The organism is Heyndrickxia sp. FSL K6-6286, assembly GCF_038630395.1.
Classification (GTDB): Bacteria; Bacillota; Bacilli; order Bacillales; family Bacillaceae_C; genus Heyndrickxia; species Heyndrickxia oleronia.
The window spans coordinates 3,851,576-3,875,461 of the sequence record NZ_CP152029.1 but is presented as its reverse complement, the minus strand read 5'-3'; the positions used below and the strand labels follow the sequence as shown (position 1 = coordinate 3,875,461).

The following is a 23,886-nucleotide window of genomic DNA, read 5'->3' as shown; positions in this document are numbered from 1 at the left end:
AAGAACTGTACTAACAATTAATAAACTAGAGAGAGAAGAAGGGATATTGTGAAAGAAGTTTTTGCAGGTATATTTGTATTTATTGTAGGTATAGCCTTACTATGGTTCGGAATTTTTTATGTTAATACTAAGAACTATAAAGAACCAGATGACGGTATGAATTATTTACTGAAACTAACTCCACTACCGAAAATAATAAATTATTGGCTTGCAAAATTTTTAATTTTACTTGCTGGATTTTTGCTTGTTTTTTCTTGTATCTATGGAGTGATTCAAAATTTTTAATACTAGTTTTTGTATCAACTCGCAATGCGTTAATATGTATTTAGTTGATTTTTTAATTTTGAAAAGGATTTGAGAATTTTGATTGATTTTTTATATGACTTTACCGGAATATTGATGTCAATTTTGTTTTTATATATACTCACAAATATATTTGATAAACTATTAGGATTACAATATATAACTTCTACACTTGGATTGTTTAAACTAAATAATGCGGAAGTTAAATTATTATCCAAAGCTTTATCCAGTAGGAGATATAGAAAACATACTAGGGATATAGAGTATATGTTGGGAATAAGATATATACAATTGCGAATGCCACATAAAGCAATAGAACATCTTAATAAAGCATTTTTGAATTACGAAAAAAATTTTATTTTTAATAAAAATTTCGAATTAGTTTTAGATCTCTACATTGATTTAAATAAGATTGAAGAGGGTAAAAAGATCTACCAAATATTTAAAAATCAAATTAGTTATGATAGGAAATTTATTCCTTTAATAGAAAAATACTCTTTGATTTTTGATGATAATCAAATTCAATCATAATATATTCCCAGATAATTATAATTATCGTTGATGAATATTACTTATGAATGCCAAAATAATTGATATTACGAATAATATAAAAAATATTATAAATTATATTAAAAAGTTATAAAATTGTATTACGGAAACTAACCTAGTTAGTTTATAAAATGTGCTGTGTTTTAGTATTAAATTATCAATTTTTCCGTTTATACTTAATACAAATAAATAACAACGAGAACAGGGGATAGACTATGATTATTAGAAAGGTAAAAAAAGAGGACTTATCACAAATACTTGATATCTATAATCAAGGGATACAAGATCGAATTGCAACTCTTGAGGTGGATCCGAAGGACCAAGAGTATATTCAAATCTGGTATGAAAATCATCAAGGAAGATATATAGCTATAGTTGCTGAGAATCATCAAAGTGAAATTACAGGATGGGCATGTATAAGTTCTTATAATAGTAGAAAAGCGTATTATGGGGTAGGGGAAATATCGGTGTATATACATAAAGATTATAGAGGACAAAAAATTGGGCAACAACTTTTAAAAGAACTTGAAATCCAAGCAATAAATAATAAATTTCATAAACTAGTATTATTTACTTTTCCATTTAATGTTCTTGGCCAAGGTCTTTATCATAAAATGGGATATCGTGAAGTAGGAGTTTTTAGAAACCAAGGAATAATCGATGGGCATTTTGTAGATGTTATGGCTATGGAAAAACTGATAAATTGAATTTTTTAACTTAAATAATAAATCAAATTTTTTTGTTTAATATTCTTGACTCACAAAAATTTAAAAGATATGATTATTACATCAAATAAAATTGATTTAAGAAGGGGAAGAGATGGATAAAGAAATTTTAATAAAAGATATATCAATGGAACGTGTTTTTGAAAAATATGAATCAAAGTTTAAAGCACTTGCTGATAAAAAGCGACTTCAAATTATGAATATTTTAACTCAAAAAGGCGAAATGTGTGTGTGTGATCTAGCGCCCTTAATGGAAATGACGCAATCAAAACTTTCCTATCATTTAAAAATATTATTAGATGCTCAACTTATTTTGAAGGAAACTAGAGGAACCTGGAGCTTTTATCAATTAAATATAGATGAAGTTAATGCTTTACTTTCGCCAGAATTATGTTGCTTATTCCGTCCAACTTGTTGATGTAATATTACTTACATCATTTTTGTTTAAATAATACATCAAAAAAATTTGATTATAGGAGATGAATGGAAAATGATAATTGATATTGAATTGCTTGCAAGGTTAAAAATAGAAGAATATGAAAGAATGGTTCAACACAAAAGAAATGATTTAGTTGAAGGTAATAAGAGTAAGGGCTTTTTAACTTATTTTTTTAATAAAAGACAAACAAATAATGATCAAAATTATTGCTGTGCTTAATTATGTATAATAAATCAAAAAAAATTGATTAATAAACAAAATAGGAGGGTTATTTAAATGAAAACCATTGAGATTAAAGTTAAATCAAATTGTTGTCAAACAAACACTAACAAATCATTAGAAGAGAAAAAGGATACCACTCACCTACCAATTGCTATAATTGGAGCCGGTCCAGTCGGTCTTGCTGCTGCAGCACATCTTACAAAATATAATCAGCCTTTCATTATACTTGAGTCTGGTCCACAAGTTGGTGAAAATATTACTACATGGGGACATGTCCGTTTATTTTCTCCTTGGGAATACAATATTGATAAAGTTGCTAAAGGACTACTTGTTAATAATGGATGGAGCGAACCTAAATTAAATGAATTGCCTACTGGAAATGAGTTGGTAGAAAAATATTTAAAACCTTTATCTAATACTCCAGAAATTAAAGATGTGCTACACCTTAATACTCGAGTTTTATCTATTAGTCGAAAAAATATTGATAAAATGAAAACAGCTAATCGGAATAGTCTCCCTTTTGTTCTATACACTGAGCAAAATGGTACGTTCAAATTATTTGAAGCACGCGCGATTATTGATGCTTCTGGGACCTGGGGAAATCCTAATCCAGCAAATTCTAGTGGGGTATGGTTAAAGGATGAAGAAGCGATTCATGAACAAATTTTTTATGGCATTCCTGATATTCTAGGGAAAGATAAAAATCGTTACTTAAGTAAGCGAATCGCTGTTATTGGAAGTGGTCACTCAGCAATCAATTCATTACTTGAACTGGCTACACTTAAAGAACAAAATTCAGAAATAGAAATTTTATGGGTTATGCGAAAACAACGTGTTGAGGATGCTTATGGTGGAGAAAATTTAGATGCACTTGAGGCTAGAGGTAAACTAGGAAGTAGAATACATCGATTAGTCGATTCTGAGGTAGTCAAAGTTATTACACCTTTTAGAACTCAATATATAAAAGGAGATAATGGGAAGATCAATTTGATTGGGGATAAAAATGGTGAAATGGACACTATTTCAAATATAGATGAATTAATTGTCAATACAGGTAACCGTCCAGACTTTTCAATTTTAAGTGAAGTACGAACAGATATTGATACTGCAACAGAAAGTATCTCTGCACTTGCTCCACTCATCGATCCTAATATCCATAGTTGTGGAACTGTACGTCCTCATGGAGAGAAAGAATTACGTCAACCAGAGAAGGATTTTTACATTGTTGGTGCAAAGAGTTATGGTCGAGCTCCAACCTTCTTGATGGCGACAGGATATGAACAAGTACGATCAGTAGTAGCTTATCTTGCAGGGGATATTGCAGCATCCGAAAAAGTAGAATTAAAATTACCAGAAACAGGTGTATGTAGTACAAATGTAAATACTAGTGATACATGCAGTACTGGAGGATGTTGCTCATAAATTTATAGCCGGAATGATTACCCGCTTTACACTAGTAAAAATAAAAGAAAGACAGTCCTATGAAAAAGTGTTCATCCCTAAAATTAGTCCGATTACCTTAATCGCATTGTTATTTACGATTATTGTGATGTTCTCCTTAAAAGGAGATATGATTGTTGCTTTACCTTAAATGTAAAAATAAGGTGCAGGTTTGATTGAAGAAGGGAGATAAGGAATAAGTATTGAAATATATTTATATAGAATGGTTATAGGGAGGGTAAATAATTGATTACATTTGCACCAATAATGATTTTGCTTATATATCTTTTGATTTTTGGTTTTATAGCCTATTTTTTAATCAACGTATTGCAATTCATGAGAAGGAAGAACCACAATGATGGATTACTTCTTCAAAAGATTGATGATCTCTCAAAAAAAATAGATGAACTAAAAAAGAATTAATAATTTAATAACACTATACAACAATCAGGCGCTTATCTTTAACAAAAAGGCGTCTTTTTGCGTGTATGACAGATTTAAGCTTTTGATTAACATGTTAAAGTTCTATCAAATCTAAAATAATATATCGGGTACAACTTTAATGTTTTCACCTTGGGTAAACCCCCTTAATTCCATTAAAAAGAGTCGCTCGTATGATAAGATCAAACCAAAAATATCTGGCTAACCTTATAATCGAACGGGGGCAGTAACCTAATAAGAAATAAAATAATAAATTTAAAATTTCCTATCCTCACTTTTTCTAATAAAGAGTGAGGAATTTTATTTTCAAAATGCTCTTCAACACCCTGAGAATAAGCTTTGAACACTAGAAAAATGGCAACCTACAGAAGATTGTGCTTAGTCTATCCCGCAGTCTGAAATCGTCCATTCAATTTTTTTTTTAGCGTGCCTCTAAACAGTATCATTTTTTGACATGATTAGAAGTTATTCTATAACCATCAAGTGATGAAGAAAAGTCATTTGAAAAAATTTAAAAAAGAGGATGGTTTTGAAGATGACAAATTATACGCTAGAAGAAAAAGATAGCTTTACCGTTACGGGTTTTGGTACAGAGCTTAAGAGCGATTATACTGACTTTGTTGGTATTAACAAGGAAAAATCAGACTTTTGGCAGACTGTCAGTCAAGATGGAACGCTTGACAGTTTAAAAGCCGTAGCCACCAATGACTACATTTTTGCGGTGAACGAAGCAGTGAACAACAAGATGATGTATTATGCTGGCGTCATGACAGAGGATTCGGTTCCCGAAGCTTCGAGAGTTATCCAATTTCCTAAGGGGGAATACCTAGTTGTGAAAGGGGAGGGAAGGACAGCTGAAGAATTGAATAATATGCTTGTTGGGATTGCCTTTGGTCAGGTCTTGCCGGAAGCAAAGAACTTTGCCTATGTTGGTGGGCCAAATGCAACGGTTGAGATGGGGCAGAAAAACGGCTTAGTTATTGGTGAAATGTGGATTCCTGTTGTTAGGAAATAAGAGATAGAAGGAGAGATGGAAATGTCTTATACCGTTGATTTTAAAAATGTGTCTACAGTTGGTTTAGAGTCTTCACCTGTTGCAGAAACGCTCGCTGGTTTACGTGCGAATGAAGCCCGTTACTTTATGAACAAATATAAGCATGAATTTACCGTTGTACCAGGAAGTGAAAGCGAGGAGACCCTTGATTATGTGAACCGAATTTTGAAGGAAGAACGTGATATTGAATTTGCGGCCAAACCATTAGAAACATCGCGTTTTCAAGTAGAAAATATCCAATTTACCTACGTCATTTATGAGGATGGTCTTGTCCTAAATGTCATGTACACAGTAAATGATCCTAAGAAGCGGGCCGTTGGTTTTAAGCTTTCTGAGGGGATGGAGGTACCAAAGGAATTAGAAGGGAAATTTAAGTTTGCTAGGCAGAAGTCTAAATTAGCTGGAACAATTCGAGGTTCGTTTTTTGTGATCAAAGGAGAATATTAAAGAAGGCATAAGTCGTGTAGGAAGAGTCTAGCATTTTTTGTATTAAATCATCCAATATCATCATTGAACTTAGTGAAAGCTATTTTCTCTATAGGTAAAAAATTGCTTTCATTAGCTTGCAAACCCAATAGATGCGGCTATTTTCCTTAGTTACTTCTACTCTGCTAATGGGGGGTAACCCCTTTTCTACTATCTGAAGAGTAAATGATAACAATAGATCGATCAGGTCAAATTGAAGAATAGCTTTGCAAAATAGGAAAAGACGTGTAAGAACAAATGGTATTTCATTTTAAAATCAATGATTAAAGGAAGGGATCAAAGGATGAAAACAAAAGGAAAAATGATTGCTTATTGGACAGTTACTTCACTACTTGTATTTGCTATTATGCTAAGTGGTATCGGGCAACTCATGCAATTTGGGGGAAACGTCGAGTTAGTGACGAATCTAGGTTACCCATTATACATTTTGACTATTCTCGGGATATGGAAAGTACTCGGTGCCATCGCACTCCTCATGCCTGGTTTTCCTCGTCTGAAAGAATGGGCTCACGCTGGTATCTTCTTTTTAATGACTGGTGCAGCTCTATCACATGTGTTAGCTAATGATTATGGTGATTACGGTTTTAATATTATTCTTCCTCTTTCATATGCCGCACTCAACATCGCTTCATGGCTACTGAGACCACAAGGCCGAATTTTAGGAAGTTTGCATGGAAATACTGAAAAACATGCAAAAATGCAACGTTTAGCATTCAAAAAAATTAATGCATAGAGAGTATTATCGATTAGAAATTGAGTGAATACGTTACAGCATGATTTCGCATCTAAAACTATTGAAAGATAGAATCTATATAACAGCTTTATGGTACTCCTCCTATACATCATTTCATATCGAAGTAAAGGAAATATTCATGTTAGAATAAATGGTGAAAAGATAATTTTGTGAAGATTTTCACTAAAAATCGGGCGTTAATTAATAGGGATTAACGCCTTTTTATCGAATAAAAAAGAGCCCCACATATATTAAGCGAATGATTTAGCATGTTGAAACTTTTTGCACCAAGAACTATTGATCAGTAGAAATCTTTTTGCCACTACTGTAAATAAGACAGGAAACTTCAATTAGTCATTCATTTAGTAGAATAAAATAAAATCCATAGTTACCCCCTCTTATCTTGTGTGGTTTTTGAACAATTTCAATTCCTTCCTCCACTAAGTGATTATATATTTTTTTACTTCATTAGAAGATTCCACCAAGAATCTCATAGGCCCCTTTTACAAAAACAGCCTTCCTAAAATACGCTTGACACTTCATGTGTATGAACCATATAATACATACAGCAAGTGTATTAACTGGATAATACATATATTCTTGTCATTCATGTAAAAATGAACCAATACTGCATCCATAGAAGATCATTTAATAAAATTTATCAGTTTATGATTAGGGCAGACGTTCCATCGTTTTGTACGATGAAAATCTAAATAAATAATCGAAGGAGCTAATAAACAAAAATGATGAGTGCTAAATTAAGAAAACTTATCTTTGCAGGAACCATTTTATATACCATTCTAATTTTATATTTTCTTTTTCTCGCTTTTAATAGATTAGAACATGCAACCAATTATGGATATGAATTCTTACTAATTCCAGAATCTCCACCACTTACTTTTCCAAGACTATCTTTTGGATGGATATACGACTTAGGAAATATTGCTGCTTTTATTCCTTTCGGAGTTTTCATTCCTCTATTATATCGTGTAAGTTTTAAGAAATTCATTTCCATTTTTGTCTTGATTATTCTCGTCCTGGAAACACTACAGTCCTTAACTTTTCTTGGTACCTTTGATGTAGATGATGTAATTTCTAATACATTAGGTGCAGCGATAGGATTTTTTGCCTATAAAGTAGGATTTTCTTCTAAAGTTACTTTAAAAAAACTCATGCTTTCAATATTATCTATATGTGTATTTCTCATTGGAATAATGGTCATCTCTGAAACGATCAACTTTGCTTTAAAGAAAAGAGAAAGCCCCATTCAAGCATTAAATGATGTGAAAGAAATGACAGGAAATCTACCTATGATTGAAAATCTTCAAAGTTTCACTGTTGCAGGAAAAATAATCGAACCTAAAATGAACGTATATACCAGTAAAGGTAAAAATAACACCAAATATTTCTATATCTTGGGAAACAAAAAGGATGTAACCTTATATTCCTATTTCGGATTTTCAGATAATGACGATCCCAATGGTGAAGTGACGATAATCGCGGACGGAAACGTGAGAGCTCAATATGATGGGGAAAATTTCAAAACAGAAGTTACGCTAATCATACCATTTGAAAAGGTAAATAAGATTACGATTATCGTATCCGGAAACGCTAAACTGTGGGATGTTGGTTTCAGTGAAATGAAGCATTGGTGGGAATAAAGGGCAAACCGTTTACAAGGATTCTATGTATCTTCCAAAATAGGGTGGGACACGGGGCCTGACCCCGTGTCCCACCCGTGTGAAACCTAAAGCTCTTGTTAATCGTATTATCAATAATACATAGTTCTATATTCAATCATAGATGTTTTGCTAGTTTGCTTGAAACACAGCAGAGAGTAGAAAGTAGGAGGATCAATGATTATTAATAAGGTAGTAAACAATCAGTTTCATTCGGTTATTTCACATGTGAAAAATACTTCTACGATTTTAGATTGTTCAGGTTCAAGTATGATGATCATTCATAAGGATCAGATTGTAGCGGAGGAATATTGGGGGAGTCATTCTACATCACGTCATGCACGTCCGATTCAAGAGGATTCACAATTTCATGTGGCATCTGTGCGGAAAAGTTATATTGGTTTTGCTGTAGCTTATGCTGTCCAGAATGGGTATATTAAATCGATTGATGATGCGGTAACTACCTATTTAAAAGACATCAATCCTGAACTTTTAGGAGAAACAACGATTCGACATTTACTCACCCATACACATGGTTTGACGACGAATGATGGGAAAATCCTACGAGAATTTGCTCCGGGACAAAGCTGGGCCTATCGCGATATTAATATCGATTTCTTAACACAAATTGTAAAAATAACAACGGGAAAAACGGTCGCTCAGATATTAGACGAACAGGTATTTACCTCATTAGGATTTAAGGAAACGGGATGGCATGACGAACCGAAGGAGCAGTTAGTAGAGGTCATGCGACAAGCAAATGATAAATTTTGGTCGACGATTAAGGGAACGGATGGAGATCAAAAGAATATGTATGTCTCCACGAGAGAGCTTGCTTATTGGGGATATGTACATTTGAAACAAGGGTTCATTAATGGAAAACAAGTCGTACCAGCGGATATCCTAAAGCTTGCTACTACGCTCCAAAGTCCAATATTACTCGATAAGGATCTTCCTCAAAACGGATTTTTATGGTTTGTGAAGGAGTTGCCTGCTGCGAAAACAGAAATTGGCCATCTTGTACCAAAGGGCTCTTATCAAATATTAGGTTATACGAATGTAGCATTATTAGTCATTCCAGAACATGATGTAGTGGCCGTTCGAATGTTTAATCGTTACGGTTCAACACCGACCTATGATTATTTATCTGACATTCGAGCATTTGGCGATACGGTGATGGGCTGTTTATAGAAGCTTCAAATAATATGAGATTACAAGTGAGGTACGGTTAATACGATGAATACATATGAATATAAAACGATTAAAATTGAGAGTAAAGGATTTTTCAAAACGACCATGGAAAATGATCAATTATTGAATGAATATGGTGCAGAAGGATGGATGATCGTTTCATCGTTTGCGGAGCAAATTAATGGTATTACCAGTGCTGTCTATTATACATTCATGAGAGAGAAAGAGGCCAATTAAGTCTGGTTCTTTTTTACGATATAAAAAACATATAAAAGGAGAGTTATTCACGAAAAATAACTCTCTTTTTATATATCCTAATCAAAATAAAACAAATCCTCGAATTTCTTATCCAGTGCAATACATAGGATTAATGCCAACTTTGCTGTAGGACTGAATTGACCAGTTTCGATGGCACTAATCGTTTGCCGAGAAACACCGACCAGTTTAGCTAAATCTCCTTGTGATAGGCTTTTTTCTGCTCTGGCAACTTTTAATCTATTCTTTAATATTAACTTTTCATCCATCTCTTTAAATCACACCAATCACATAGGCTGTGGCGAATCCAATTGTTGCGACTGCTCCCACAATCGCATTAATAAGGAAGAATTTTTTATTTGGTATTCTTTTATATTTATAAAATGATATGACTGTAAGATTGGCTGTCAAAATAGAAAGCATATCTGTTACGGGTTGATTCATAAACATTTTGAAGAAGAGATAGATAAATACTACTACAAGTATCCCTATCATTCCTTGATAAGCAGAATCATCATCTATTTTCCGTTCTCTTTCGTCCATATTTTCATTTTCAAGTCGGCTTTTCATTAAAATTTCCTCTTTTTTCAATTAAAGCAACTCCTTTCCTTATATAAGGAGAATATCATATACATTTCCATATGTAAAGAAAACTTGTCATTTTATATATAAAACTTTACACAATTTCTATAAAACTTGTCGATTATAATAAGAAAAACCGAATGTAAAAGAATTACATTCGGTTTTTATCTGTTATCTATTATTAAATGCGTAACAATTCTATTTCCGTTTTCAAACGAACCATCTCTACGACAATCGATCTTCCTATTTTGCCTGAAGCATTTGTTTTCCCTTATGAAGGCAAATCTGTATTCATTTCCTTCGTCTCTTGCTTTTGACTCATTTTCCGATAAACAAGTGCAAGCATCATTGCTGGAACGGTACAAACAATCATGCCGATAAAGGCGTATCTTGGCTCGATTTCATATAAATAGCCACCGAAGATTGTAAATACGGCAGTACTCCAGCTTAGAGCGAGAGCGGAATAAATCCCTTGTGCCTTCGTAATCTGTTCATGTGGAATATTCTTGATTAAGTATTTCATAAATGCATAATGCCCCATTGCAAATGAGCAGGCATGTAATGTTTGCGCAAGACAAAAGACAATGACGTTTGGAAAGGCAAATAATAAGATCCAGCGGATGGTTGAACCGAGTGCAGCCAAGGCCAGTAAGGAGCTGACTGAAAGCTTATGAAACGCTTTATCTGCTCTTGAAAAGAAAATAATTTCTGCGATAACCGCGATATTAATAATGACACCAATTAAATATTTGGGTGCATGGAGTTCCTGTAAATATATATAGCCATAATTATAATAAGAGGCATGGGCAGCTTGTAATAAAATAACGACTAAAAGTACTAAAGCAAAATGTTTGATCGTAAATAATTTCAGCATGCCACCTTGATTCGTTTTATCCACTTTTGGTTTTACTGTCAGCACATCAGGTGCACGCAATAAGCTGAGATACACTAACACCATTGTACCAAGTAACATCATCCATAAAATCACTTGATCCCCAAGTGCCCCAGTAAAGACAGTTAAAATCAAGCCCGCTATGACAAACCCAATCGATCCCCAAGAACGACTCTTTCCATAATGTTTCAATTGATTATGTTGAACAAGAATCCCTGCTGCACTATCTAATGCAGGCATCAGAGCAGGGTAACAAAAATGGAAGAGTAGGGTGATCACAAGTAAACTAGTAAAGGAATTGGCTGGGATATAACATAGAATCGAAATTAATGTTGCAATTCCCATTCCATTTAATAAGGTTTTACTACTAAATTTCCCTGATAAATAAGGAAATGCTAGTAGAGTAGAAAGGCCTCTTGCTAACAGTCCCAGGCTCATAATCAAGCTGGCTTGTGATACTGTCATCCCTTTGGCATTAATCAACCAACCTGTCCAGTAAGGTAGAAAAATCCCCCATGTCATAAAGAAAGTAAAAAACTGTCGACTCATCCAGCGTTGTATATTCATTCTTTTTCCCTCCGTTGATTGCATGATATCATGAAGAACCGTACAATAATGTGAGAAATCTCATATTTTAGAGGTGGATCATGGAAATTTATAAACAGGAAAAAAGACAGCATTATATTGAAACCTATTCGATTGCCCATCTATTTTCTTTTCCCATTGCTGAATATATACAAGTCCATGAATACAAGCGTGGCGAATGGATTATTAAAGAAGGAACGCGTCCTGATTATTTATTTTATGTCATTGAGGGAAAAGCAAAAATTTATGTAACCCATCAAAATGGCAAGACTTCCTTACTTAATTTTATCAATGTCCATGATTTTATTGGGGAAATGGAGCTTTTAAATGAGGTGTACTATTCAAAAGGAATTCAAACCTCTACAACGACCATTTGCTTTGCCATTCCTTTTCAAAGCTGTCGCACAAAGCTATTAGAAGATGTGACTTTTCTTCGCGAACTTTCTATGTTTTTAAGTGCAAAGGCAACCCGAATCGCGGCAAAGTATTCACATAGCCTCGCTTTTCCATTGGAAAATCGGCTGGCAGATTTCATTTTGCAAACGGCAGATCATGATGTATATAAGGAAAAGCATGTGACTGTATGTGATTTTTTAGGCGTATCCTATCGCCATTTATTGTATGTTTTTGCACAATTTTGTGAGAAAGGATTTTTAAAAAAGGAAGGAACGAGCTACCGGATAAAACGGCAGGATGAACTAAGTAGACTTGCTGAAATGCTAAAAAATGAGTAGAAATAGGATAAAAAATAGCCTAGGTCACATGAATAGGACATAGGCGAAAGTGAAGAGGGATTAAATAATCGTATAATATGGTTCATAGCGCGGGTTTGTATAATAAGGTGGTCTATTGCCAATCATCGGCAGTAACCATGAGTGATCCATATAGTGCATTGTGACTTTCTCATTCGATTGATTGATCAGAAGATCCTTTACTTGCATATGAAATTCAAATTGCAATGGTTTCCCCTCCTTTTTTTTATACGTATGATTTTTAGAATGGTTTTGAGCAAGTCTTTTCTCGAGGTACTAGACATGCACATGTATATTAGCCTATTCATACTGTATCGAAGAAGAAGTTCATGTAGGAGGTTGTCAATTTGAATCAGGAAGAAAAGCCAAATGAGGAGAGAAATCAACAGGAAATTGATGGAAAACTCGCAGAAATGAGAGCATTACAGCAATGGTTTAAAGAGAATCAAATTACTTATCCATACCCCTTGTATCCGAATTATGGGAAAATCACTCGCTATGAAGAGGTACCATTGAGTAATCCTGAACAACGTCAGCTTCGTCAGCCTGGTCTCGAGGATCTTATGGTGCCAAAACCAATTATTGAGAATCCTAATTACAAAGGCAGCGGTAAATTGAAGGGGAAGGTAGCTCTAATCACTGGAGGGGATAGTGGAATCGGAGCGGCAGCAGCCATCGCCTTTGCAAAAGAAGGGGCAAACGTCGCTATTGCATACTTAGAAGAACATGAGGATGCGAATCGAACACGAGCAAGAATTGAACAATTAGGTCAGCAATGTTTACTTTTGCCTGGAGATGTAAAAGAAAAAGCGCATTGTGTAGAAATCGTCGAGAAAACAGTTCAGACCTTTGGCGGGCTCGATATTCTTTGTAATAATGTTGGGATTCAATTTCAGCAAAATCATTTATTGGATATTACAGATGAACAGTTTGATGAGACCTTTAAAGTAAATTTCTACTCGCATTTTTATACAACTAAAGCTGCTCTGCCACATCTTAAACCTGGAAGTTCAATTATTGGTACAACTTCTGTCGTCACTTATGCTGGCGAACCACTTTTAATCGATTATTCCGCGACAAAAGGAGCAATTGTCGGCTGGACACGATCCCTTGCGAAAAGTCTTGCTGATCAAGGAATACGGGTCAATGCGGTTGCACCGGGGAGAATTTGGACACCTTTGATTCCTGCAAGCTTCTCATCGGATATGAACGCTTTACACGGGAATAATCTGTTCAAACGGATTGGCCAGCCATTCGAATTAGCTCCAACCTATGTATATCTTGCCTCAGATGACTCACGTTTGGTGACGGGGCAGGTGCTGCATGTTGATGGTGGGGAATCGACTCATTCATAAATAGGATGTTAAAATTATTGGAATTTTGTTATAATTATTGGAATAGAACTGTAGAAAAAGTCCTTTTTGAAGGGCTTATTTTTTTAACTAGAAGGGAGGAGGAATAAAATTTGGATTGGAAAAAATATGCTATTATTGTTCCACCGGCTGTTCTTCTAACAATTATTTTAGCCTTTAGTTTACCTCTTGGTTTGAAACCGTACACACTTGCTATCCCTTTGATCTCTTGGGGAATTTATTATACTTGGATTCACATTGAGAAGCAGAGAAAAAGTGAGGATACTGGAGGTAAATAAAATAGATAATATATTTTTTTAGAAGCATATCATGTACTTTTTTAAGTCTCATTCTTTATTCACTCGAGACTTATTTTTAAGTGTTTTAGTTTACAGAATTTCCATCACCTTTGTCCTAATATCTTTTTATAATGGAAGAACGCTGATCCAAAAGTAGATGGAATCAGCGTTTTTAGCTCCTATTCTAAAGGTATCTTGATCTCTTGTTCTTTTAATACTTTTAGTTTAGGAGGGATACGTGTTACTATGGTCAATGGTTCATTTTTATCTATTGCATTAAACTCTTGTACATACTTATTTTGCTTGATTCGTTCTGGGTATCCTTTCTTTTCACTTGTTAAGTTAGTCCCTGCTTTATCTTCCAACCATAAACCGTTGTTTTGGAAATGGCCGTCATACGGAAAATCACTTACTACTTCGAAGAATAATAATGTTTTATCCTCAGAGTATTTTACATCTGTAATTATAATTTTGCCCATTTCACCTTGATCCAGTGTTATTGGTAAATGATCTAGATGTAAGGATTCTTTAATCCATTCCGGTTCTTTATTTGTAATTGGAAAAAGATAGGGACTAATCGTTAGATATTTCGAACGCTCCTCTAAAGGTGAAAAGCGATATTCCATATGCATCACGAATTTTCCATCCTTATCATTACCTGAACCAGACGCGCTCAATTGGGTAAGTGATTCCCCTTTATCATTTAATAAATTAAATTGTAGGAGACTATTATCAATCATTTGTGGATCTTCTCCTGTGGGTATCGTCCGATCAATTGATACTTTTATTCCTGCAGGGCCAAGTTTAATCGTTTTCACCGTTATTTTTGTATATTTATATTCTTTCGTTTGATTTGATTTAATTGTTTTTACTTTTTCTTTAGATTTGGTTACTGGTATTTCAAAATTCCAATTGCCTTTTACCTCGCCAATATTGTGCAACCTCATTCCTAAATTAAATGAATCTGGTAGATCATCCATTCCTTCAATATTAATGACCCCTGCGTATTGATTACTTGATATAAATTCTCCACTTCGATTATCTGCAAAATTGACCTTTTCTCCGTTAACCTTTAATTCAAATTCTCCAAGCTCATCTCTTTTCTCAGGGAATTCTTGTATATAGCTTATTGACAAGCGTGTGCCATCAAAAAAGATATCTTTTAAGGTTATACTTATATTTTGATCTGTAACTGTCTTTTCGATTTTCTCAGATAAGCCTTTTTTGCTTGCAATGTTAAGTCCTTTATCACCTATAAATTCAAATACAGAATTTAATACAGGAATAGATGAGAGTACCTTCGCCATAGCTGGTGAGACAAAAGCAGAACTAATAAGTAAACAAATGGAAAATACAGCAATTCCAATGAAAGGGTATATTTTTTTGATTTTCTTTTTTTTCTTCTGTTGTGCTTTTTTTATAGCAGCATCAATTGTTAGATTAAGCTTATCATGAGGGACGTTAATTTCATCAATCGAGTCTTTTATATTTGGAATATGATTATTCATTAATGCATTCCTCCTTTAGCAGGACCTTCAATTGGTTGATTGCTCGATGAATATTGGTTTTCACCGTTCCTTCAGGGCATTCCAGAAATTCAGAAATTTGTTTAACTGATAGATCTTTATAGTATCTAAGAATAAGAACGGTCTTATATTTTTCATTCATCTGATGAATAGCGTGGAGTAAATCTAATTTATCAGAGGAATCTAATTTCTGAGTGGATTCAATTTTCTCTAGTGTGTCCTGCTCAATTGGGATGATTTTATTTTTATACTTGATGTAATCTAAAGCTGTATTGATTAAAATTCTTGTAATCCATGTTGGGAAATAGGAAGGTTCTTTTACTTTATTAATTGAAATATAAGCTTTATAAATTGTTTCTTGAACAATGTCCAAGGCATCATTTTCATTTTTTACATAAGTGAAAGCTATTCGATACAGTTTTTCTTTTTCTTTATGAAGAAGATTTAAAAATGCTTGTTCATCGCCTTTTTGTGCCTTTTTTACTAAATTGAACTGGAACATATTCACACTCCTTTCCTTCATTCATTAGTTAGACTGACCGCTCTGTCATTTCGTTTCAAAGAAAACCGCAAAAATAAGTTATTGCCTTTGCTTTTATACTTTGCTTCTATTTATGAATGAAAAAAATATATAATTTAACAAAGGAACATAAAAAAGTTTTTGATAACTAATGAAATTTTTGCAAACGAATTATAAATGTTTTGTGAACATCATACCTTTCCATTAATTAGGTATTTACAACAGCATTTTAGAGGTGTTATGTTATTGCTTGTCGACCGAAAGTAAAACTGAAATAAGGTGGGATTTTCTAATGGCACTCCTTGAAGAAATGAGTACGTTAACCACAACAAATACTGAATTCATTTGGAAGAAAAATAAAATAGTAATTGAGAATGGTTATTTAACAACAAGTGGTGTGATAAATAATATCCGTGTTCCATTGAACGCGATTGAGACCGTTGTATGGTCTATAAATCCTGCGAAGCCGACACTTTCCCCTTGCTTAAAAATCATTGGTAAAGGGATTGTACTTGCTGAAATTCAAATTGGAATTGATATTATCAATGATGTTCAAGATTGGATTTTAACAAAAAGTAACGGTTAAGGAAATGACATTCGCGTACTTCGCGAATAGCAAGAGGCTGTCTCAATTGAACGTGTTAGACACTTTCGAGACAGCCTCTGATGGAAGCATGAGGTCTTTTATTCATCCTTATGATTTATTTTCTTTTTTACTCGTCGCCATACAATATAACTAATGCCTCCTATAAGTGCTAAGATAGCGAGAATCGGAATATTCCCAATGATCAGGATAAATAAGCCTGAAAAGAAAGCAGCGATATAATTTATACTGTTCATAAATTGCTTTTTCGTTTGATCCCATGTATTTTGCTTATCATTATCAAATCCTGGAACGACGACTGTTTTCTCAAATAGATTAATGGTAACTGTAGATAAGCTTGTTTGATTTTCTAAATACTTCATTTGACCTTGAATCGTTTCGATTTCCTCTTGGACTTTAGCTAATTCATTTGAGATTTCCAATAATGTTTTGGTGTCCTTCGCCTCATTCATAAATGTGGTTAATCGTTTTTCTACTAATTGCTTTGCTTTTAATCGTGATGTTAAATCTACATATTCCTCGGTTACATCCTGTCCAGAAATGTTTTGATTCTCTGTTTTTACTCCTAGCTTTTTCACTTTATTTAAAAAGGAATGAAATTGTTCCTGGGGGATTCTAATGGTTAAAGAGCTATCTTTACGTTCCTCGGTGTTTTGACTCATATTTTGTTCAACAATATACCCACCCAATTGTTTCACCATTTGCGTAATTTGTTCCTGTACTTGAGTGATTTTTTTTACTTCCATATCAAGAGTGGCATTATAAATGACCATCCTTGATTGTGAACTGGCAGTAGCTTGCTTATCTTCCGTCGTTTCTTCAATTTTGCCCTCCTCTGTAGAATGATTGAGGGTCATTTTTTCAGTAGCCTCATAGTTTGCTGAGTCACTACTCTTGGATGATTCACTATTACTACTACATGCAGCTAAAAAAATCATTGCCAAGAAAAGTAGAACCATTCCCTTCCATAATCGTTTCATCTTATCACATCCTTATAAAATACTGATTCGTTACTTTATTTGACGTATATATGACAAATAAGTTACATATATGAAATCCCAAAAATTTGGGGTGATAAGTTTCATTTCATTCCCTGCTTTGCTATTCTGTAAATAATAAATATGGGAAGGAATGGATAAATGAACAAAAAACTCATTACTTTCATTTCAATCGTATCAGTCATTTCAGCGTTTATTTGTCTATTAGGAATTGGTTGGGTATTGCAGGATCAATGGTCTGAAGCGAAAAACATCGACACGGCCAATCAAATCCCAACGAAAAGCGTTCCGGAAGCAAAAGATAATCAGCATCTAAATATCACCGCATTAGGAGATTCCTTAACAAGGGGAACAGGGGATCCAGAAGGCAAAGGATATATTGGGTATATGATTGATGAATTGAAGGATAAAACAAAGCAAAAAATCCTTCTGACAAATAGTGCGATCAAAGGCCAAACTTCCTCACAACTCCTGAACCAACTTGGGCAAACTGAAATTCAACGTCAAATTAAGAATGCAGATCTTATCCTATTGACTATAGGAGGAAATGACCTTTTTCAAGGGGGAGAGGCATTATTAGAATTAAATGGCGAAATGGATGTGCAATCGGAAAAGCCCTATCTCAAAAATCTAAAACAAATCTATACTAAGCTACGTTCATTAAATAAACATGCGACGATTTTTCATATAGGTCTATATAATCCATTTATTGAGATGGAGGAATCAAAGCAAACTTCTGAGTATGTCCGACAGTGGAATTTTGCTAGTGCGGAATTTGCGGCCAATTATCAAAAAATTGTGTATGTACCAACATTTGATCTCTTCGAATTGAATGTCAATGATTATTTATTTAGCGATAAATTTCATCCCAATGCAGCGGGTTATCAATTAATAGGTGAACGAGTTGCGAGCTTGATTAATTTTAGTGAGGGGAAATCAAAATGAAACAGGTTCCTGCCCTTCAGGTGAAGGATTTACGTAAAACGATAGGAAAGAAAGCGATTATTAAAGGTTTAAGCTTTGATGTATGGCCCGGCGAGGTGTTTGGTTTCCTCGGTCCAAATGGAGCAGGTAAGACAACGACTATTCGTATGTTAGTCGGTTTAATTAAACCTACTTCCGGATCGATCTATATTTCTGGAAGGAGTGTTCAATCAGATTTTAAGCATGCGATGAAAAACTTAGGCTGCATTGTTGAAAATCCTGAATTATATCCTTATTTATCTGGTTGGGAAAACCTCGAATATTTTGCAAGAATGGACCCTTCGATTCCAATCGAACGTTTACATAGGGTAACAGAGATGGTAGGTCTAACTAATCGAATTCATGATAGGGTGAAAACCTATTCTCTTGGAATGCGCCAACGATTAGGGATTGCTCAAGCTTTACTTGGAAATCCTAAATTATTAATTTTGGACGAGCCAACGAATGGGCTAGATCCAGCAGGGATTAGGGAGATGAGAGAATTCATTCGCTTTCTTGCCGAAGAAGAGGGACTAAGTGTCCTCGTATCCTCCCATTTATTGAGTGAAATTCAATTATTATGTGATCGGGTAGCGATTATTACAAGTGGAGAAATTATCCGAATTGATACCGTAGAAGCACTGCTTTCGGAAAAGGAACGGGTCATTTGGAAGGTAGAACCACGTGAGAGAGCTAAAATGCTACTAGAGGAAGAGACAACCGTGAAGGAAGGAAGCGAGGATCAATTAGTTACTCCCCTGAACGAAGAGAAAATTGCTGATTGGAATCGAAAGCTGGTCGAGGCAGGGGTTCAAGTAATGGAAATGAAAACAGTCCTTCCTGCTTTGGAGGATCTATTCCTAGAATTGACGGGGGGAAACTCGATTGATTAATTTAATTTTCAATGAGCAATTAAAGCTCTTTCGTAAAAAACGTCTCTTTGTGATTATTTTAATTGTTGCGTGTCTCGTCCCGATTTTTACCTATGCACAATATAAAGATGTAAAAACGGCACAAAAAAAGATGGGGACTAGCGATTGGCGGGTTCAACTGCAACAAGAAATCGTGGATATCCAAAATCGTCTTACCTCAAGTAGACTGCCAGAGGATTATGAAAAGTATTTCAAAATTAGACTGGCTCAGCAACAATATTATCTGGATCACAATATAAATCCCAATGCACCAGGGGCACCATCCTTTATGCGTGTTTTTGTAGATAATGCGATTGGTCTTCTGCTTCCATTATTAGTTATGGTCATCGCTGCTGATCTAGTTTCTTCTGAAGCAAGCGGGGGAACGATTAAATTACTGCTGACACGGCCAGTGAAACGATGGCAAATCTTATTGAGTAAATATATTGCGTTAATTTATTCTATCTCCTTTATCATTCTTTGTGTGGCACTGCTTACCTATCTGATGTCAGGAGTGGTCTTTGGCTATAGTGGCTGGAACATGCCGATGTTAACAGGGTTTTCTACAAACGGTTCCGAGTTGACGACCACAAATGTCCATACCATCCCGCAATGGAAATATATCATTATGGAATTTGGTTTAGCATGGTTTGTCAGTATTGTTGTTGGCAGCTTAACCTTTATGTTATCCGTTCTTTTACGGAGTACAGCGGCTGTGATGGGGATTATGTTATCTGCACTTATTGCCGGGGCAATCTTAGTTAATATGGTTTCATCATGGGAAAGTGCGAAATATTTATTTATGGTTAATCTTCAATTAACGAATTATGTAAATGGTTCAAGTCCACCAATCGAGGGGATGACATTAGGATTTTCCATGGCTGTTTTATTAGTATGGTTGATCCTATCATTAATTACTTCGTTTGTTGTTTTTACGAAAAGAGATGTATATTAGTATAGTGAAAAAACAAAATGTAGATTGGATGAAAAAATGAAAAAAGAACTGACTATTAAAGTGAAATCGAAATTTGTGAATAAATACAAAAATGGCTATCCCTTAATTATGAAGGACGCCTTAATCAATCAAAATGAACTGGATGAAGAAGGAACGATCATTAAGCTTGTGGACGACAAGAACAGGTTTATTGCCAAAGGGTATTATGGTAGACAAAATAAAGGGTATGGTTGGATTTTGAGTCAAAAAGAAAATGCCCAGTTTGATCAGCGCTTTTTCGAAAACAAGCTGAAAATGGCCATTCAGAGAAGAGAGGCGTATTATAACAGCTCCGATACAACCGCTTTCCGAGTATTTAATGGGGAAGGGGATGGCATAGGCGGAATAACGATTGAAAATTTTGATGGGTATTATTTAATCAATTGGTATAGCAAAGGGATCTACCAATTTCGTGAAGAAATCATCCAATCACTAACGAATTTAGTTGACTATAAAGGAATTTATCAAAAGAAAAGATTCGATACGAAGGGAAAATATATTGAAGAGGATGATTTTGTAACCGGTGAACGAGGACAATTTCCAATTCTCGTTAAGGAAAATGGTGTGCAATTTGCCATCTATTTAAATGAGAGCGCCATGGTCGGTGTCTTTTTGGATCAAAGAGAGGTAAGGAAAACCATTCGAGATAAGTATGCTGAAGGGAAGAAAGTATTAAATACCTTCTCCTATACAGGTGCTTTTTCGGTCTTTGCTGCATTAGGTGGAGCCACAAAGACGACAAGTGTCGACTTAGCCAATCGCAGCTTAAATAAAACCATCGAACAATTTAGTATCAATGGAATTGACCATGAGGCACAAGATATCATTGTAGAAGATGTCTTTAACTATTTTAAATACGCTGTAAGAAAGCAGCTCTCATTCGATATGGTCATCCTTGACCCACCAAGCTTTGCTCGATCAAAGAAATATGTATTTAGTGCGGAAAAAGATTATAAGAACCTATTAAAAGAGGCGATTGCGATCACAGAAGATCATGGAATTATTGTTGCTTCTACCAATTGCAGCACCTTCGGAATGGGCAAATTTAAAGGATTTATCGACACAGCCTTTAAAGAATCAGGAAAGAAATATAAATTGATGGAGGAATTCTCCCTTCCTGATGATTTCCGAACAATCAAGGAATTCCCAGAAGGCGATTACCTTAAAGTGGTATTTATTAAAAAGCTTCCTTAATTAGGCTTAAAGAAGAAAGGCGGTTTATTAGGTGAGAAATTACTTAGTAGACCGCCTTCTTTCTATGTGAACTTCAGTTATTAGTACATATTTATTGTCTACAGTATCTTGAAAGAAAATCACCATTTTCAGTTTCCTCACGTTGGCCATGCTCCACCAATAAAAGAAACAATTTTCTATGTAAATCCTTATATGAACTTTTTTCTTTCACATGAAAATACACAATAGAGCATTGGTATGCAAATTGTTTCTTTTTAGGAAGGTTTAGAAGTTTTGTACTGAAAAACAAAAAAATGAAATTAAATGAAAAAAATATTGTAAAAATGATAATAAAAGTATTAATATGAAAATAAATAATATTGAATTATAAAAATATTAAAAGAATTAATACATAGAAGGGATGCGGGATTGATGAATTTTAAAGGATACGATAAAAACTTTAGCCTGGTCGACAAAGTAGCGATAGTTACGGGTGGTGCAAATGGAATTGGAAAAGCTGTTTCGGAATTATATTTAGAAAAAGGGGCAAAAGTTGCTGTTTTTGATTTGAATCCCAATGTGGAGAAAATTGCAAGGGAAATGAGTACACAACATGCAATTGGTGTGCAATGTGATGTTACGGAAAATGAAAGTATGGAAAGTGCGATTCAGAAGGTAAAAGATCATTTTAAAAAGATTGATATTTTAGTTAACTGTGCAGGTATCGCATTACTAGATGATGCGGAAAACATATCTGATGAATACTGGCAAAAAACAATCGATCTTAATTTAACAGGTTCATTTAAAATGTGTCAAAAAGTTGGTAGGGTAATGATCGAGCAAGATAGTGGAGGAAAGATTATCAATCTAGCATCTCAAGCAGCTCTTATTGCATTAGACAATCATGTCGCATATGCAGCAAGTAAGGCGGGAATTCTAGGGATGACTAAAGTTCTCGCTTATGAATGGGCACAATATAACATTAATGTTAATGCGATTTCACCAACTGTAATATTAACTGAATTAGGGAAAAAAGCCTGGGCTGGTGAGAAAGGAGAAAAAGCAAAAAAAGAAATCCCTCTCGGACGTTTCGGATATCCTGAGGAAGTTGCTGCCATTGCCTTATTTTTGGCAAGTGATGCAACAAATTTAATTACAGGAGAAAATATTGTTATAGACGGAGGTAATACGATTAAATAGTATGAGTTAGTAAAATGGCTGCTAGCTAGACTAGCAGTCATTTTTTTTAAAAGGTTTACAAGTTTAAACATTAAAATTAAAAGATATTACTTAAAGATTGTAATGAAATTTAATCTGCAACAACGATTTCTATATTGTATGCTTCTAATTTTTTTGAAAAATCTTCACTGACTGGTTTATCAGTTATTAATTTATCAATTTGATTTAATTTAGCTAATACAGCACTTGAAGATTTCTCAATTTTGGATGAATCAACAATAGCAATTACTTTTGCTGCACGTTTCACTATTTCTTTTTTTAGTTCTACTTCATACAAATTAAAATCTTCTAATCCTTTTTCTGCAGTAAATCCATTTGCAGAGGTAAACATAATATCGATATTAATATTATCTAAAATATTGATACCTAATGTTCCTTCAATGGAAGTGGATTTTGCTGTTACTACGCCACCGATAACAATTACCGTTATATCCGGGTTATCCTTAAGCTCTAGTGCTGCTTGAAGCCCAGTAGTGACAATAGTTAAGCGAATGGGTTTATGTTTAATAAAACGCGCTAATTCTAATGCTGTCGAGCTTGCATCAAGCAAAATACATTGCTTTTCTTCTATTAATTCAAACGCTTTTTCTGCGATTTTTATTTTTTCTTGTTTATTTTTCTTTTCACGTACCGAAAAACTAGTTTCATTCTCTATTTCTTCATTAAGGACAGCACCGCCATGCGTTCTAGCTAATAGCCCGTCTTTCTCCATCTTACTAAGATCTGTTCGTAAGGTTGCCTCAGAAACCCCTATGTCATTGGCTAATTCCTTTACTGATATTCTTTTTTTATCACGTAGAATTTCAATGATTTTGCTTCTTCTTTCATAAGCAAACATTTTCATAACCATGCTTTTTCTCCTTACTATATAGTACTATTATTAATCTTATTTCATTTATAATTTTTTAGCAATAATTATTCTATTTCTTTCATTTGTTGTCGTTTTTCGTGCGATAAACACATATAAATAATTAAAAAT

29 protein-coding genes and 1 pseudogene are annotated in these 23,886 nt (G+C 34.3%); 22 read left to right on the top strand and 8 right to left on the bottom strand.

The features are described 5' to 3' along the window. The first annotated feature begins 48 nt into the window (after positions 1–48). The 13 genes and pseudogenes from MHI39_RS19550 (at position 49) to MHI39_RS19490 (ending at position 9,499) form a co-directional block, all read left to right on the top strand. Positions 49–285 (top strand): hypothetical protein, encoded by a 237-nt coding sequence (locus MHI39_RS19550; protein ID WP_180213498.1) that lies wholly within the window; start codon positions 49–51, stop codon positions 283–285. 78 nt (positions 286–363) lie between these two features. Next, positions 364–834 (top strand): hypothetical protein, encoded by a 471-nt coding sequence (locus MHI39_RS19545; RefSeq protein WP_180213496.1) that lies wholly within the window; start codon positions 364–366, stop codon positions 832–834. 233 nt (positions 835–1,067) lie between these two features. After that, positions 1,068–1,559, top strand: a complete 492-nt coding sequence (locus tag MHI39_RS19540) for an arsinothricin resistance N-acetyltransferase ArsN1 family A (protein ID WP_058003337.1) — start codon at positions 1,068–1,070, stop codon at positions 1,557–1,559. Positions 1,560–1,704: 145 nt separating this feature from the next. Further along, the gene (locus tag MHI39_RS19535) at positions 1,705–1,995 is read left to right on the top strand and encodes a metalloregulator ArsR/SmtB family transcription factor (RefSeq protein WP_058003430.1); all 291 of its coding nucleotides are present in this window, start codon (positions 1,705–1,707) and stop codon (positions 1,993–1,995) included. Between the two features lie 72 nt (positions 1,996–2,067). Continuing rightward, positions 2,068–2,235: a hypothetical protein gene (locus MHI39_RS19530; RefSeq protein ID WP_180213494.1), complete on the top strand. Its 168-nt coding sequence runs from the start codon at positions 2,068–2,070 to the stop codon at positions 2,233–2,235. Between the two features lie 57 nt (positions 2,236–2,292). After that, positions 2,293–3,660, top strand: coding sequence for an NAD(P)-binding domain-containing protein (locus MHI39_RS19525; protein WP_180213492.1), 1,368 nt, complete (start codon positions 2,293–2,295; stop codon positions 3,658–3,660). Position 3,661: 1 nt separating this feature from the next. After that, positions 3,662–3,868 (top strand): annotated as a pseudogene (locus tag MHI39_RS19520) (hypothetical protein); the annotation flags it as partial. Between the two features lie 786 nt (positions 3,869–4,654). Further along, entirely contained in the window at positions 4,655–5,134 is a 480-nt protein-coding gene (locus MHI39_RS19515; RefSeq protein ID WP_180213486.1) for a GyrI-like domain-containing protein, read from the top strand. A gap of 21 nt (positions 5,135–5,155) precedes the next feature. After that, positions 5,156–5,620: a phage tail protein gene (locus tag MHI39_RS19510; RefSeq protein WP_180213484.1), complete on the top strand. Its 465-nt coding sequence runs from the start codon at positions 5,156–5,158 to the stop codon at positions 5,618–5,620. 298 nt (positions 5,621–5,918) lie between these two features. After that, entirely contained in the window at positions 5,919–6,392 is a 474-nt protein-coding gene (locus MHI39_RS19505; protein WP_259546992.1) for a DoxX family protein, read from the top strand. Between the two features lie 743 nt (positions 6,393–7,135). Next, positions 7,136–8,053 (top strand): VanZ family protein, encoded by a 918-nt coding sequence (locus MHI39_RS19500; RefSeq protein ID WP_257234282.1) that lies wholly within the window; start codon positions 7,136–7,138, stop codon positions 8,051–8,053. A gap of 195 nt (positions 8,054–8,248) precedes the next feature. Next, entirely contained in the window at positions 8,249–9,262 is a 1,014-nt protein-coding gene (locus tag MHI39_RS19495) for a serine hydrolase domain-containing protein (protein ID WP_342540002.1), read from the top strand. A gap of 45 nt (positions 9,263–9,307) precedes the next feature. Next, positions 9,308–9,499, top strand: coding sequence for a DUF4177 domain-containing protein (locus MHI39_RS19490; protein ID WP_071976763.1), 192 nt, complete (start codon positions 9,308–9,310; stop codon positions 9,497–9,499). Between the two features lie 77 nt (positions 9,500–9,576). Here MHI39_RS19490 and MHI39_RS19485 read toward each other — a convergent pair whose 3' ends face one another. The 3 genes from MHI39_RS19485 to MHI39_RS19475 form a co-directional block, all read right to left on the bottom strand. Beyond that, entirely contained in the window at positions 9,577–9,786 is a 210-nt protein-coding gene (locus tag MHI39_RS19485; RefSeq protein ID WP_058003352.1) for a helix-turn-helix transcriptional regulator, read from the bottom strand. Positions 9,787–9,790: 4 nt separating this feature from the next. Continuing rightward, positions 9,791–10,108, bottom strand: coding sequence for a DUF6442 family protein (locus MHI39_RS19480; protein ID WP_058003353.1), 318 nt, complete (start codon positions 10,106–10,108; stop codon positions 9,791–9,793). Positions 10,109–10,370: 262 nt separating this feature from the next. Further along, positions 10,371–11,558, bottom strand: a complete 1,188-nt coding sequence (locus tag MHI39_RS19475; protein WP_180213469.1) for an MFS transporter — start codon at positions 11,556–11,558, stop codon at positions 10,371–10,373. Positions 11,559–11,638: 80 nt separating this feature from the next. Here MHI39_RS19475 and yeiL point away from each other — a divergent pair, with 80 nt between their 5' ends. Beyond that, the gene (gene yeiL / locus MHI39_RS19470; RefSeq protein ID WP_071976761.1) at positions 11,639–12,310 is read left to right on the top strand and encodes a transcriptional regulator YeiL; all 672 of its coding nucleotides are present in this window, start codon (positions 11,639–11,641) and stop codon (positions 12,308–12,310) included. Between the two features lie 60 nt (positions 12,311–12,370). On the opposite strand, the gene MHI39_RS19465 is transcribed toward yeiL, so the two are convergent. Then, positions 12,371–12,535, bottom strand: coding sequence for a hypothetical protein (locus MHI39_RS19465; RefSeq protein ID WP_169792984.1), 165 nt, complete (start codon positions 12,533–12,535; stop codon positions 12,371–12,373). Between the two features lie 206 nt (positions 12,536–12,741). On the opposite strand from MHI39_RS19465, the gene MHI39_RS19460 reads away from it, so the two are divergent. Both MHI39_RS19460 and MHI39_RS19455 read left to right on the top strand, forming a co-directional pair. Then, the gene (locus tag MHI39_RS19460) at positions 12,742–13,683 is read left to right on the top strand and encodes an SDR family oxidoreductase (RefSeq protein ID WP_342541466.1); all 942 of its coding nucleotides are present in this window, start codon (positions 12,742–12,744) and stop codon (positions 13,681–13,683) included. Between the two features lie 110 nt (positions 13,684–13,793). Continuing rightward, positions 13,794–13,979, top strand: coding sequence for a hypothetical protein (locus tag MHI39_RS19455; RefSeq protein ID WP_071976760.1), 186 nt, complete (start codon positions 13,794–13,796; stop codon positions 13,977–13,979). 179 nt (positions 13,980–14,158) lie between these two features. Here the strand turns inward: MHI39_RS19455 and MHI39_RS19450 are convergent, their stop codons facing one another. Further along, the gene (locus MHI39_RS19450) at positions 14,159–15,487 is read right to left on the bottom strand and encodes a DUF4179 domain-containing protein (RefSeq protein WP_342540001.1); all 1,329 of its coding nucleotides are present in this window, start codon (positions 15,485–15,487) and stop codon (positions 14,159–14,161) included. Then, positions 15,480–16,007: a sigma-70 family RNA polymerase sigma factor gene (locus MHI39_RS19445; RefSeq protein ID WP_342540000.1), complete on the bottom strand. Its 528-nt coding sequence runs from the start codon at positions 16,005–16,007 to the stop codon at positions 15,480–15,482. The genes MHI39_RS19450 and MHI39_RS19445 overlap by 8 nt, the downstream gene beginning before the upstream one ends. Before the next feature lie 310 nt (positions 16,008–16,317). Between MHI39_RS19445 and MHI39_RS19440 the strand changes: the two genes are divergently transcribed. After that, the gene (locus tag MHI39_RS19440; protein ID WP_058003359.1) at positions 16,318–16,611 is read left to right on the top strand and encodes a hypothetical protein; all 294 of its coding nucleotides are present in this window, start codon (positions 16,318–16,320) and stop codon (positions 16,609–16,611) included. Positions 16,612–16,709: 98 nt separating this feature from the next. Here the strand turns inward: MHI39_RS19440 and MHI39_RS19435 are convergent, their stop codons facing one another. Beyond that, positions 16,710–17,609 (bottom strand): DUF4349 domain-containing protein, encoded by a 900-nt coding sequence (locus MHI39_RS19435; RefSeq protein ID WP_058003360.1) that lies wholly within the window; start codon positions 17,607–17,609, stop codon positions 16,710–16,712. A 159-nt stretch (positions 17,610–17,768) separates the two neighbouring features. Between MHI39_RS19435 and MHI39_RS19430 the strand changes: the two genes are divergently transcribed. From MHI39_RS19430 to MHI39_RS19410, 5 genes are all read left to right on the top strand, one after another. Beyond that, a complete protein-coding gene (locus tag MHI39_RS19430; protein WP_342539999.1) occupies positions 17,769–18,572 on the top strand; it encodes an SGNH/GDSL hydrolase family protein in 804 nt (267 codons plus the stop codon). Continuing rightward, complete coding sequence (locus tag MHI39_RS19425; protein ID WP_216385504.1) at positions 18,569–19,483, top strand: ABC transporter ATP-binding protein; 915 nt, start codon at positions 18,569–18,571, stop codon at positions 19,481–19,483. The genes MHI39_RS19430 and MHI39_RS19425 overlap by 4 nt, the downstream gene beginning before the upstream one ends. Next, positions 19,476–20,456 (top strand): ABC transporter permease subunit, encoded by a 981-nt coding sequence (locus tag MHI39_RS19420; RefSeq protein WP_058003363.1) that lies wholly within the window; start codon positions 19,476–19,478, stop codon positions 20,454–20,456. The genes MHI39_RS19425 and MHI39_RS19420 overlap by 8 nt, the downstream gene beginning before the upstream one ends. A gap of 36 nt (positions 20,457–20,492) precedes the next feature. After that, positions 20,493–21,689 (top strand): class I SAM-dependent rRNA methyltransferase, encoded by a 1,197-nt coding sequence (locus MHI39_RS19415; RefSeq protein ID WP_342539998.1) that lies wholly within the window; start codon positions 20,493–20,495, stop codon positions 21,687–21,689. Between the two features lie 411 nt (positions 21,690–22,100). Next, positions 22,101–22,868, top strand: coding sequence for an SDR family oxidoreductase (locus tag MHI39_RS19410; protein WP_180213510.1), 768 nt, complete (start codon positions 22,101–22,103; stop codon positions 22,866–22,868). Between the two features lie 109 nt (positions 22,869–22,977). On the opposite strand, the gene MHI39_RS19405 is transcribed toward MHI39_RS19410, so the two are convergent. Beyond that, positions 22,978–23,751 (bottom strand): DeoR/GlpR family DNA-binding transcription regulator, encoded by a 774-nt coding sequence (locus MHI39_RS19405; protein WP_180213508.1) that lies wholly within the window; start codon positions 23,749–23,751, stop codon positions 22,978–22,980. Between the last annotated feature and the right edge of the window lie 135 nt (positions 23,752–23,886).